This is a genomic window from Chitinophaga sp. CF418 (assembly GCF_900142925.1).
Classification (GTDB): Bacteria; Bacteroidota; Bacteroidia; order Chitinophagales; family Chitinophagaceae; genus Chitinophaga.
Genome location: NZ_FRCN01000001.1, coordinates 974,576 through 987,164 on the forward strand (window position 1 = coordinate 974,576; position 12,589 = coordinate 987,164).

Here is a 12,589-nt window from a genome sequence, read left to right on the forward strand (position 1 = left end):
AAGTTAATGAAAAAAAGGAGGAAGTATCAAAAGTAATGTAAAGAGGCTGTATCGCATTAACGATACAGCCTCCACTGGATTTTCATGAGGGAAATATTGTTCGTGTACGTCCTCTCTCCTGACTACTTAAACCAGGAATTCAGATAACTGTATACGATGAAAGAGCCTTCTTCCAGCCCGATCAATAGTCAGGGTTTTGCGGGAACTCGTTGCTTGTTCTGTCTATCTGATCCTGCGGAATGGGACGCAGCATATGTTTTTGTTCAATATTGGGTCCTCCCTGTGGATTGTGGAGGCGTACACGCTCCAGCAATTTGTTGGTACGTACCAGGTCAAACCATTGCAGCTGCTCTCCTACCAGTTCGCGACCACGTTCATCCAGGATGAAGTCTATATTCAACTGGCCTTCTGTGATCTTCATAGCATCGCGATGTGCGCTGGTTTCAGCTTCTGTAGGACCTACACGTGCTGCACGCATACGCAGTGTGTTCAGATAACCCACTGCACCGGTTTTATCTCCTTTATACATCAATGCTTCCGCAGCAATCAGATAATCTTCCGCCAGGCGGTAAGCAATGAAAGGACGCACACCTGAGGCCTGATTGTCCGGACGCAAAGCATCTGCAAATTTGTTCAGTGAAGGATACAAACGTTCTGTATAATTACGCGGAGGCACCAGCTGATAATTCTTGCTGGCGATCTGCTCATCCGTCACATTATATCCCGGCATATAAACAGAAGTATCTCCTACCTTCAGCTTGGTACTACCGGCATTGGCAAACCATACAGTAGTGAAGAATTTCCCATAACGGGTATCATGCACGCGGTCGGCAAACAATGTATCCAGCAGGAACTTTGTAGGACGGAAACGCTTCCATGGAGTACCATTCGCCAGATCACGTTTCATACCACCCAGTACATCATACTGCATCAGGAAGAAACGGCAGGCGTTATTGTCCGTAGCATTATACAATGCATCCGTAGTGAATTGTACAGCAAAAACAGTCTCAGCATTATTCTCTTTACCCTGTGCCCACACCTGACCAACATCCGGTAGCAGCTGCATGCCGTATTGAGAGATTACACGGGTGGCATACGTAGCAGCACTATCGTAGTCGGTAGCCCCTTTGGCTGCTGAAGTAGCCCTGGTCAGGTATACTCTTGCCATCAGATGTTCAGCTGCCGGTTTGGTAGCCCTGCCCCATTCCGTTTGTGTAACAGGCAATGTCTGTGCAGCATATTGCAGGTCGGCCAGGATAGCGTTATAAATATCAGGAACCGGATCACGATGAGCCTCGGTAAGGATCTCCTTATTCTCTGTTAATCTCAGCGGAACTGCACCAAACATCTGCACAAGTATGAAATAATAGTTCGCACGGCAGAAGCGTGCCTGAGCTACACCTGAGCGCTTTACAGCACTATCCAGATCGGGTATCTGATCAGCTCTTCCGATCACGACATTACAGGTATTGATAGCCTGATAAAAGGCATTCCATATTTCACGCAGGTGAGCATAACGGGGGTCCAGCTGCGATGTATACTGATTCGCAAATTTGAAATCACCATCAGAACCATTCGTATAAGTATCTGTACCGAATACACTCGTTGTCATACCCCGCTCTGTGCTGTAAAAGCTGCGCAGACCGGTGTAGCTGCCGTTTACCGCAGTCTGGAAACCGGCAGTGTTATTGTAAAAATCATCAGTTACAGAAGATACCACATCTTCATCCAGCATTTTATTACACCCTGTTACAATGCACACGCATAAGAACAGGTACCAGCATATATTTCTCATAAAGATTTTTTTTGTTGCATTAAAAAGTAGCATTGACACCAAACTGCAGCATCCAGGTAGCAGGTGCATCCACACCGATAATATTCACGTCTTCAGGATCGATACCTTTGTACTTCTGCCTGTAAGGCGCGAGGATCATTGGTTGTTTTACATCTACAGAGAACCGCAATGACTCCATCTGCCAGCGTTTCATTATGCTGGAAGGCAGAGAGTATCCAAGCGTGATGTTGCGGATCTTGATGAAATCTCCATCAAAGTAACTGAGTGTATTGTAGTTGTTTGGACGCTCCTGGTTGGCATTTGGACGGGGGAAAGCATTGGTATGATTTGTTGGCGTCCAGTAGTCTACATCCAGGTTATTGTAACGTCCGAAGAGTGTATTGAACGTAGAATAAAAATCACTCTTTACCATACTACCCATACGGGCAAACGCAACAACGGACAGGTCAATTCCTTTGTAAGAGAAACGCTGTGTCATACCACCAGACCATTTAGGCTGTGGTGCCCCCAGAATGGTACGGTCCTTATCGTCCAGCTTTTTATCACCGTTAAGGTCTGCCAGCTGTATTTCGCCCTGGTGTTGTTTGTAAACCTGTGCAGATGCTTCGTCCTGCCAGATGCCTACTTTTTTGTAATCATAATACACATAGGTAGGCTTTCCTACAAACCAGCCATTACCTACATCCTGTGTTTTACCTTCACCCAGTGCAAGGATCTTCTCACGGTTCATAAACCAGTTCACATCCATAGACCAGTTGAAGCCACCTTTTGTATTAAGAATGATGGCAGACAAACCTAGTTCCACACCCGTGTTTTGTGTAACACCTGTATTTTCCAGTACATAGTTTACACCATTGCTGTAAGGCAGGAATCTTTGTAACAGCAGGTCGGTTGTTTTCTGTTTGTACTGATCAATAGTACCGGTAAGTCTTCCTTTAAAGAAACTAAAGTCAATGCCATAGTTGAAAGAAGCTGTAGTTTCCCAGGTAAGGTTAGGATTACGCAGCAGGGTCGGAGAAAAGCCGGTCACACCTTTATTACCGAAGGAATAAGGCATACGTCCCAGCAGGCCCTGCGTAGCATATGGAGGGATACCGGTGTTACCGATACGGCCGTAGCTGGCACGCAGTTTCAGGTTTTCAATCCAGGATACGTTCTTCATAAAATCTTCGCTGGTCATATTCCATCCTACCGCTACTGAAGGGAAATAACCCCATTTATGTCCTGGCGCAAAACGGGAAGAACCGTCCGCACGTAAGGTCAATGTCAATAAATACCGGTCGTCATAACCGTAGTTCAAACGTCCCATATAAGACAGAATCGTCCATGTCCCAAGCTGACTTCCGATGGCGGTTACGTTAGCTGCCTGTCCGAGGTTATAATATTCCTGCCACTCTACCGGAATACCTCTTACAGAAGCAGAGGAGGAGTCTTCACGCTGACGTTGCACACTGTATAATGCAGTCAGGTTCAGGGAGTGTTTTTTGATGGTCTTGTTGTAAGTCAGCAGGTTCTCTACGGTATATGCCCACACAAGTTGTCCCTGTTTGGTAGCAGTAGCATCGCCACCGCCTATGAGCAGGTCTGTATTCTTTTTACCCTGGAAGAGGCCGTAGTTGTTCTGGAAAACGTCGGTACCAACATTGAGGCGGTACTTTAATCCATCAAGGATGGTCACTTCACCATATAAGCTGTTAAAGAAACGAATATGGCTTAGTCTTTCCACGCGGTTGCCATCCTGATAATCCAGCAATGCATTTGGCTGCTGGTTATCTGCTGTAGGATAGGTGATCAGTTTACCAGAAGCATCGTATGGATCTGCAATAGGCAGCATTTTAAGCGAGGCGCTCATACCATTGTAGGTGCTGCCTTTACGCATGCTGTAGGTAGTTAGTGAAGAGGCGCCAATCTGTATACGTTTGCCTATCATCTGATCAACGGCAATGTGCAGGTTATAGCGTTCATAACTTTGTAATTTCAGTACGCCCTGGTCTTTGAAGTAACCTCCCGTCACTGCGTATTTGGTGGATTCATTACCACCGCTTACACCCAGTGAATGGCGGGTTTGCCAGCCCTGGTCTATCAAAAGGGATTGCCAGTCGGTGTTCACACCTTTTTTAATATTAGCCAGCTCCACAGCGGTAAATATCTTCGCATCTGAAGCATCAGGATTACTATCATCATAGAGTCCTGCCGCACGGTTTGCTTCCCTTTTCATGGCGAGATACTGCTGACTATTCATCATATCAGTTCTGCCAAGTGAGTTAACAATACCATACATACCACTATAATTCACCTGTGGTTTACCGATCTTTCCCTTGCGGGTACTCACCAGTACAACCCCGTTTGCACCACGTGAACCATAGATAGCGGTAGCGGAAGCATCTTTCAATACGTCCATGGAAGCAATGTCCTGTGGGTTGATGTCATTGAGATTACCGGCAAATGGAATTCCGTCTACAACATAGAGCGGGTCATTGCCTGCTGATAAAGAACGTGTTCCCCTAACCCTTACCTGAGGCTCATCGCCTGGTTTGTTACTGTTATTTAATACATCAATCCCCGGTGTTCTGCCCTGGAGCGCCTGTTGTGCATTGGTTACAGGAACTTCCATAATTGCTTTACTGCTGATGGAGGATATGGCTCCGGTCACATCCTTTTTCTTTTGCTGACCATAACCGACTACGACAACTTCGTCGAGTTTTTTCTGGTCTTCCGCGAGTTTTACTTCAATGTCTGAGCGGCCGTTCACAGGCACTTCCTGTGGAAGGAAGCCAATAAAGGAGAAAGTCAGCACAGCATCTTTCGGTGCCTGAAGTTTGTAGGAGCCGGCAACATCGGTCACTGTTCCCGTCTTTTGTCCCTTGACGGATACGGAAGCACCGATAATAGGATTACCGTCCGGTCCGGTAACTTTCCCCCTGATAGGGATGGATTGGGCGCTGATAAATGTGCCATACAATAACAGGCATAGTAAGATGGCGCCCGCCTTCGATAACGTGTTCTTCATACGTAGAATTTTAATTTGTAACAGAATACACCTCCCTGAAAAACAATCATCTATAAGTTCGATCAGGTTTTTCTAAAACATTTTTCAGAGAATGGGGTAGTACAAGTTAAGTAGATTAGTTATAAATTGCAAACGATTGCATAAAATCAACCTGAAATAATACCGCTTATCATAAAATTTGTGCAATCGGTTGAATAAGTAGTTATCATTATTTACTTTTAAGAGTACTTTAGGTTATGGTTATGAAAAACACGTTATTGGTATGCAGCGCCATACTTATAAGCAGCTTCTCTGTCGCCCAGCAAAAGAAAGCAGACTGGAAAAACCTGTTCGATGGTAAGACACTGAATGGCTGGAAAGAAGTAAACGGGACAGCAATTTATGATGCTAAAGATGGGATGATAAACGGCACTTCCGTGGCCGGCAGCCCAAATTCCTTCCTTGCAACGGAAAAAGAATACGGTGATTTCATACTTGAACTGGAACTGAAGCTGGATGCTCCTATGAACTATGGCATACAGTTCCGCAGTGAAAGTACACCGGAATACAACAATGGCCGTGTACATGGGTATCAGATGGAAGTTGATCCCAGCGACCGTGCCTGGAGCGGCGGTATATATGATGAGGCCCGCCGTGGATGGTTGTATCCGCTGGAACTGAATCCCGCGGCTAAATCTGCATTTAAAAAAGAAGGCTGGAACAAGTACCGTATAGAGTGCCGTGGCACGGAAATACGTACCTGGGTAAATGGTGTTCCTACTGCTCACCTGATCGATGATATGACCCTGAAAGGGTTCATCGCATTACAGGTGCACCAGATCTACAAAGAAGACGATAAAGGTAAACAGATCCACTGGCGCAATATCCGCATCCTGGAAAATCCGGCTGCGTCCCAATATTCGCCATATGATAATATATATGTAGTCAATGATGTTCCCAACAACGTTTCCGGCCAGGAGAAGAAAAATGGGTATCAGTTACTATGGGATGGTAAAACCGGCAATGGTTGGCGCAGGGTGAATCAGGATAAGTTTCCGGCCACCGGCTGGACAATGGAGAACGGCGAATTGTCTATCCACCAGTCCAACGGCGATGAAATGGGTTCCGGCGGCGATATCGTAACCACAAAAGAATACAGCGCTTTCGAGCTGGAGTTTGACTTCAAACTGACCGAAGGCGCCAACAGCGGGGTAAAATATAATGTAAAAGAAAGCTACGATACAAAGGGTAAATCAGCCATAGGACTGGAATACCAGGTGCTCGACGATGAGCGTCATCCCGATGCAAAACTGGGCCGTGACGGTAACAGGACCCTGTCTTCCCTGTATGACCTGATTCCCCGGAAAAATACTGATCTGAATAAAGCCGCGATAAAGAAGATTGGAGAATGGAATAAAGGGCGTATAATTGTGTATCCCAACAATCATGTTGAACACTGGTTGAATGGTTTCAAAATGGTTGAGTACGACAGAGGTTCCAAAGAATTTAAAGACCTGGTAGCGATCAGCAAGTATAAAAATTGGAATAACTTTGGCCTGTGGCCCGAAGGACACATTTTATTGCAAGACCACGGCAATACAGTGTCATTCCGTAGCATAAAAATCAAAAATTTAAAATAGGTTAACAAGTTTGGTTTGTTAATTAAGCTAATTTTGCATTCGTTTGCTGGCTTGTCCAGGCAGACGGGTTGATAAAAGTAGGCTCCGTATATTCAGGTTTGTGGGATAAAGCATCACGGAATCAATTACTTGCCTTTACTATAAATTTATAATAATGGCTTTATCAACTGATGAAAGAGTTTTCATTGTTCACTGTTCTATATAAAACATTCCGATTCTTCGGAGTGTTTTTTTTATGTTTATTCTATCCGGAAGCTTATAACGTACAGAAATATATCACCTTCATCTAATCGCAAAACATGCTAAAGACTAACTACGCCCTTTTGCTGGCAGTGACGCTCTTTTCAGCCTCCTGCTCAGGACCGGGTAAACCCGCTGGAAATAACGCTCCGGATTCATTGCATCACCTTGTTCAGCACTACTATGATGAGAAAATGGAATTCTTTCCCATAGAGGCGACCATGAATGGCGAACATCAGTACGACGGGATGCTGCAGATCGATATCAGCGATCGTTTCCGATTAAAACTGGATAGCTTTTATACCCGCTATCAGGAAGCGTTACAGGGAATTGATACTACAATACTCAATGATAATGACCTGATTAGCTATTCCATGTTGCAAAGGGAAATTTCCGTAGGAAGGGAAGGTCTCCGCTTTCCGGATCACCTGATGCCTATTCAGCAGTTCTGGGGCCTTACCCTTACGCTCCCCCAATTTGGTTCAGGTACAAGCGCCCAGCCGTTTAAGAACAAAGCAGATTATGAAAAGTTCATTTCGAGAATGAAAAGCTTTGCGGAATGGAGTGATACAGCTATTGCAAACATGCGGCGTGGTATGTCTTTGGGATATGTATTACCGAAAGCGCTCGCATCGAAAGTAATACCTCAACTTGCCGACCTCGCAAAGAAAGACACCAACAACGTATTTTATACACCTTTACGGCTCCTCCCGGCCGATCTTGACAGCACGGGTAAGAATGACCTACGCACTGCCTATAAGGCGGCTATTGAGCAGTATGTACTTCCCTCCTATGCGAAACTGCATGACTTCATTACCAATGAATACCTGCCCAAAGCGCGCACCAGCACCGGTATTGACGGCCTGCCGCAAGGGAAGGAATGGTATCTGCACCTGATCAAATTCTGGACAACCGCCGATCTGACACCGGATCAGATATTCGCTACCGGAGAAAAAGAAGTGGCCCGTATCAGAAGAGAGATGGATTCTGTGAAGAACAGCACCGGCTTTACTGGCGACCTGCCCGCATTCTTTAACTTCATCCGTACAGATAAACAATTTAAGATATTTACTACCCCTTCGCAGGTACTGGATTCCTTCAGGGCAATTGAACAAAAGATCATGCCCGCCGTAAAACAGCTATACGGACATCTGCCCAGGACGAAGTTTGAGATCCGCCAGACGGAAGCCTTCCGCGCAGCCTCCGCCAGCGCTGAGTATATGCAGGGAAGTCCGGATGGCTCCCGTCCCGGCATCTTTTATGTGCCTATCCTGGACGCGTCAACGTTCAACTATACAGGAATGGAATGCCTGTTCCTGCACGAGGCCATCCCGGGGCATCATTTCCAGATATCCATCCAGCAGGAAAACGATTCCCTGCCTAAATTCCGCCGTTTCAACTGGATCGGTTCCTACGGCGAGGGCTATGCATTATACTGTGAAAGCCTGGGCAGGGACCTTGGCGTCTATACCAATCCCTACAGTTACTTCGGTCACCTGTCAGACGAGATCCATCGCGCCATCCGCCTGGTTGTGGATGTGGGCATGCATTCCAAAGGATGGACCAGGGAGCAGGCCATCAAATACATGATGGATAATGAACCTGTGAGTGAACATGAGGCTGTGGCTGAAATAGAACGGTATATGGCCATACCGGGTCAGGCCTTGTCTTACAAGATCGGCGAGCTGAAAATTCGCGAGCTGCGGGATAAATACAGTCAATCTACTGGGTTCAGTATGAAAAATTTCCATGATGAACTGTTAAAAGATGGCTGCGTACCGCTAAGTGTGCTGGAAGAAAAAATGGCAAGACGGTTTAAGTAACTCATCCATAAGGAGTAATAGTCCATAGGCGATAATCACTAACTTATAGTACTTTTTTAACCTATAAGAAATCTGGTGATTATTCCCTGTGGACTACCTGTTTACAGACTTGTCTATATCAGTTGTTAACAAAAAATATACATCAGGCTTTGGGAAAAGATACTTAAATTTATAGTAAGAATAGAGTCAGGAACCTCACGGTTTTAGGTTAGTTGTTCATCAGCTATATACAACGAAAACAAACATATCCGGAACAGACCTCATGTCTGGCAATGCTGGAATAAGAAGACAATCAACAAACCTTTTACCATCATTTGTTGTTTCACTTTTTAGTTGCCTTTATATTTCCACTCAACAATTTTTTAACTTTTTAAGCTGCCAGTATTATGTTTGACATGACCCTTAATTACTGTCTTGCATTTCCTGCCGTAACACAGGAAGAAAAATGGGATGAAGATCTGCGCTTCTCCGTAGGAGAAAAATTATTCTGCATGATCTCCAAAAACGAGCCACATCGCGTATCCTTGAAATGCCGTCTGGAGGATTTTCACCGTCTTATTTCACAACCAGGCATCGTGCCAGCCCCATATCTGGCTCGTTATCACTGGGTACAGATAAGATCACTGGACACCCTCCCTGTACCTGAATTACAGTCGCTTCTTCAAAATGCGTATGATCTCGTGGTGAGTACATTACCTCCCGAAGAACGGACCCAGATCCGGAAAGAAAGAGTATAACGGTAGTAATGCATTGGTGCTGTTGATACAAGAGGAAGTTTTGCGTATAGCGCCTGGCAGCGCTTATAATATTAAAAAAAGAATGGCTCGCTTAGCGAGCCATTTGTGTTTTCTCTACTTCTAGCATATCCCCATGTCCCCCATTGGTTATTTCCAAAGAGTATAAATGATGTCGTATAACCCAAATATGATCAGCGTGCAGGCAAACAACTTCTCCAGCAAAGGAGACTTCATTTTCACCGCTGTTTTGGCGCCCAGATAAGAAGATGGAATAGCTGTCAGTGACAGCACTAACGCAATATTCCAGTCTATATGCCCCAGCCACCAATGCGCCAGTGCCCCCGGTACCGATAATAATGCTGACAATAAAATAGAGCAGGCCAGCGCCTGCTTAATAGGCATATGCAGTTTTTTAATGAAGAAGGAGCTGAACAATACGCCTCCGGCATTAGCCAGCAGCCCGGACAATAGCCCGATAGCCAGCGAAGCCACCACGATCAGTATATGATTACCTTCCACGGCATCTACAGGATGCTCCTCGACGTGACTCTTTTTGCGCAGGAAAGAAAACAATAAAGAGCCTCCTATCGATACGATAAACAAAGCGGTCAGGACCATTAATGTCTTTCCCGGCAAGAACTTGCTAAGCCATGCGCCCACCAGCGTAGCAGGTATGCCGAACAATGCGCCGGTAACGATGACCCGCTTGTTAAACAGCTTCTGACGGCTATATACCGTAGTTGCGGATATTGTACTCGTAATAGCAGCCGGTAACGGTGAGGCCAATGCATAGAATGGATTTACCCCTGCAAAGATCTGCAAGGCAGGTGTGCTGACCGCACTTCCCCCCTTGCCCAGTAAACCGGAGAGATAACCGACAATAACGCCGATGACTAAAACGACCAGATAATCGGTCTGTTGCAATAATGTGATCATAAATTACTTCCTTCAGCAAACAGGCCTGGTGTGAAGCCGAACTGCTTATTATTTGATGGTTGGTACGTGTGAATTACAGATATCCTCTTCAGTTATACATCGATGTTTTAATGGAAGGACAGTTCAAAGCTACAGCACTGGTACGGGTTCAACAAAATTCAGGACGGGGTGTCACTATTACTAAAAGTTATCGCAGATAACCTGAGGTAATAATTTTGACAGCAGCGGCTTACACCCGTGTATAACCTATCTAGCCTACTAAATCTATGATTTGAATAAGTTCACTATGAAAAGGCAAAAAGAGAAGATATAGGCGAATATTACCAACTATACACCATTCCCACACCTCCCGGAGCAACACTCAACTGCAGTTGATCAAACCGCTGAAATAATCCCTTACCGTGAGCATGGTGCAGTGTGAAGTTAACACCGTCATAAAACAGCAAAAAAGCACCTTGCAGGATCAAAGAATTACCATAACCTTTCCAGCGGTCATACGCCTTCCCCGTAAGTTTCAGTTTGCCATGTTCCCGCAGATACAATCCGCCGGCCATATAGGCCAGGTCCAGCGCCCCATTGATCAGGAAGATCTTCTCTATTTTATGCTGCTCCTCCACACTTGCCTGCCAGTTGTATTTCCCAGGGTCCAGCCGGCTGTTGCCAAGATAACTGGCAGTAGCGATACCCAGATTTATAACACCCCAGATAGCATTCATCTGGTGAAAATACTTCGCTTCTCCACTGGCGGTACCATTACCGATCAGTCCTGCCGTCATATTTGCCAGCCCCCAGCCCCCCAGTACAAGCATGGCAGTTTTGGTACTGTTGATCCGTTGTCTGTTATGCTGATAAAGAAAGGATTTGTCCTGTGCTGAAGACCCGAATGTAAGCAGGAGTATACATGCAGAGAGGAAGAGTTGTTTCATGGGGTAGTGTTTTCGTATATATACGAAAAAATAAGGGACCAGGAATTGCTTGAAACCCATTCCGGCATTTCAATTCCTGATCCCCTATTTCAAAGTTATCTCGTCAGCGAGTTCCAGATCACACCATAAACGTCTGTAGCAGCCAGCTCCTGACCCTGAGGCACCCGACCCGATATAAGTACAGGGTGATTGGCCTTATCCTCAGAAATACGCCCGTGAGAGCCTTTTATAAGCGTAGCATCCAATGGTATCACATTCATAAGATAGCGGAAGCCCAATTTCTTCTTTAGCAGTTTAAATCCTGCTTTCAGTTTGATCAGGGGATCGGCAGGGTTCATGAACATCTCCACCGGGTCATATCCCGGTTTCTTATGGATATCTACCAGACGGGCAAAGTCCGGCGCCTTTGCATCATCCAGCCAGTAATAGTAGGTGAACCAGCTATTGGCATCAGCTACGAGTATCAACTCGCCACTGCGTGAATGATGCAGATGATGTTGCCGTTTGCCTTCCCTGTCAAGCACCAGTTCCACTCCCGGTGTATTCTCCGCAATACTGCGGACTTTCTTATAAACAGAAGGATCATTTACATATACATGTGCAATCTGGTGGTCTGCTACCACAAATGCCTTTGAAGCACCGGCATCCAGCAGTTCCAGTCCCCTTTCTTCTCTGATCTGTATCAGACCTTCCTCACGGAAACGGCGGTTCAGGTGGATAGGATGATTAACATTCGTAATACCATATTCAGATAAGATGATCACCTCGCAACCTTTCTTCTCATAGAACTCCACCAGCTGCTTACATACTGCGTCAACTTCCCCCAGCTCTTTGCTGATACGGGTGAAGTCCTGCCCGAATTTCTGCAGACAGTAGTCCAGGTGAGGCAGGTAGATCAGCGTTAATGTCGGGTCATATAAGTTATCCGTTATCATGGACGCATCAGCAATCCATTGTGTGGACTTGATATTAGCCCCCGGTCCCCAGAACTGAAATAAAGGGAACGTACCCAGTTCCTTCTGCAGATGGTCTCGCAGGGAGGCCGGTTGGGAATAGCAGTCCGGCGCCTTTCTGCCGTCAGCCAGGTATTGTGGACGGGGAGTGACAGAATAGTCGGCGGTGGAATACATGTTATACCACCAGAACATTTTTGAGCAGGTAAAGGAAGGATCAAGACGTTTGGCCTTGTCCCATATCTTGGGAGCTTCCACCAGTTTATTGGACTGCTTCCAGAATTTAACTTCACTGTCCTGCCTGTCGTACCAGCCATTGCCGACAATACCATGTTCGGAAGGCCATTGGCCGGTAACATAAGTACTCTGCACGGCTGTGGTCACGGCTGGCACCATGGGTTTAATGGTCGACAAGTGCTGCCGGCTGACATATGACTGCAGGAAAGGTGTATAAGTACCTATCAGAGAGGAGGAAAGCCCTACTACGTCAATTACTACTGTTTTTTTCATGTGAATGGCGCCGTTAGGATATGTGGGTCAAAACTAGATT

Annotated in this window: 8 protein-coding genes; 3 read left to right on the forward strand and 5 right to left on the reverse strand. The window is 45.8% G+C overall.

Features of this window, described 5'->3' with window-relative positions:
- Positions 1–181: 181 nt before the first annotated feature.
- Both F3I09_RS04025 and F3I09_RS04030 read right to left on the reverse strand, forming a co-directional pair.
- Positions 182–1,795, reverse strand: coding sequence for a RagB/SusD family nutrient uptake outer membrane protein (locus F3I09_RS04025; protein WP_149693739.1), 1,614 nt, complete (start codon positions 1,793–1,795; stop codon positions 182–184).
- Positions 1,796–1,814: 19 nt separating this feature from the next.
- Complete coding sequence (locus tag F3I09_RS04030) at positions 1,815–4,805, reverse strand: TonB-dependent receptor (RefSeq protein ID WP_149693740.1); 2,991 nt, start codon at positions 4,803–4,805, stop codon at positions 1,815–1,817.
- Positions 4,806–5,047: 242 nt separating this feature from the next.
- Between F3I09_RS04030 and F3I09_RS04035 the strand changes: the two genes are divergently transcribed.
- The 3 genes from F3I09_RS04035 (at position 5,048) to F3I09_RS04050 (ending at position 9,224) form a co-directional block, all read left to right on the forward strand.
- Entirely contained in the window at positions 5,048–6,424 is a 1,377-nt protein-coding gene (locus F3I09_RS04035) for a DUF1080 domain-containing protein (RefSeq protein WP_149693741.1), read from the forward strand.
- A 299-nt stretch (positions 6,425–6,723) separates the two neighbouring features.
- Positions 6,724–8,487: a DUF885 family protein gene (locus F3I09_RS04045; RefSeq protein WP_149693742.1), complete on the forward strand. Its 1,764-nt coding sequence runs from the start codon at positions 6,724–6,726 to the stop codon at positions 8,485–8,487.
- 395 nt (positions 8,488–8,882) lie between these two features.
- A complete protein-coding gene (locus F3I09_RS04050; RefSeq protein WP_223233126.1) occupies positions 8,883–9,224 on the forward strand; it encodes an MmcQ/YjbR family DNA-binding protein in 342 nt (113 codons plus the stop codon).
- A gap of 147 nt (positions 9,225–9,371) precedes the next feature.
- Here F3I09_RS04050 and F3I09_RS04055 read toward each other — a convergent pair whose 3' ends face one another.
- The 3 genes from F3I09_RS04055 to F3I09_RS04065 form a co-directional block, all read right to left on the reverse strand.
- A complete protein-coding gene (locus F3I09_RS04055; protein ID WP_149693744.1) occupies positions 9,372–10,160 on the reverse strand; it encodes a sulfite exporter TauE/SafE family protein in 789 nt (262 codons plus the stop codon).
- A 320-nt stretch (positions 10,161–10,480) separates the two neighbouring features.
- The gene (locus F3I09_RS04060; RefSeq protein ID WP_149693745.1) at positions 10,481–11,086 is read right to left on the reverse strand and encodes a hypothetical protein; all 606 of its coding nucleotides are present in this window, start codon (positions 11,084–11,086) and stop codon (positions 10,481–10,483) included.
- Between the two features lie 95 nt (positions 11,087–11,181).
- Positions 11,182–12,549 (reverse strand): alkaline phosphatase family protein, encoded by a 1,368-nt coding sequence (locus tag F3I09_RS04065; RefSeq protein WP_149693746.1) that lies wholly within the window; start codon positions 12,547–12,549, stop codon positions 11,182–11,184.
- Between the last annotated feature and the right edge of the window lie 40 nt (positions 12,550–12,589).

What these genes read in the sequence shown, in the direction of transcription:
- F3I09_RS04030 (WP_149693740.1), bottom strand. Translation starts at nt 4,805, where the DNA reads ATGAAGAACACGTTATCGAAGGCGGGCGCCATCTTACTATGCCTGTTA.
- F3I09_RS04050 (WP_223233126.1), top strand. Translation starts at nt 8,883, where the DNA reads ATGACCCTTAATTACTGTCTTGCATTTCCTGCCGTAACACAGGAAGAA.
- F3I09_RS04055 (WP_149693744.1), bottom strand. Translation starts at nt 10,160, where the DNA reads ATGATCACATTATTGCAACAGACCGATTATCTGGTCGTTTTAGTCATC.
- F3I09_RS04060 (WP_149693745.1), bottom strand. Translation starts at nt 11,086, where the DNA reads ATGAAACAACTCTTCCTCTCTGCATGTATACTCCTGCTTACATTCGGG.
- F3I09_RS04025 (WP_149693739.1), bottom strand. Translation starts at nt 1,795, where the DNA reads ATGAGAAATATATGCTGGTACCTGTTCTTATGCGTGTGCATTGTAACA.
- F3I09_RS04045 (WP_149693742.1), top strand. Translation starts at nt 6,724, where the DNA reads ATGCTAAAGACTAACTACGCCCTTTTGCTGGCAGTGACGCTCTTTTCA.
- F3I09_RS04035 (WP_149693741.1), top strand. Translation starts at nt 5,048, where the DNA reads ATGAAAAACACGTTATTGGTATGCAGCGCCATACTTATAAGCAGCTTC.
- F3I09_RS04065 (WP_149693746.1), bottom strand. Translation starts at nt 12,549, where the DNA reads ATGAAAAAAACAGTAGTAATTGACGTAGTAGGGCTTTCCTCCTCTCTG.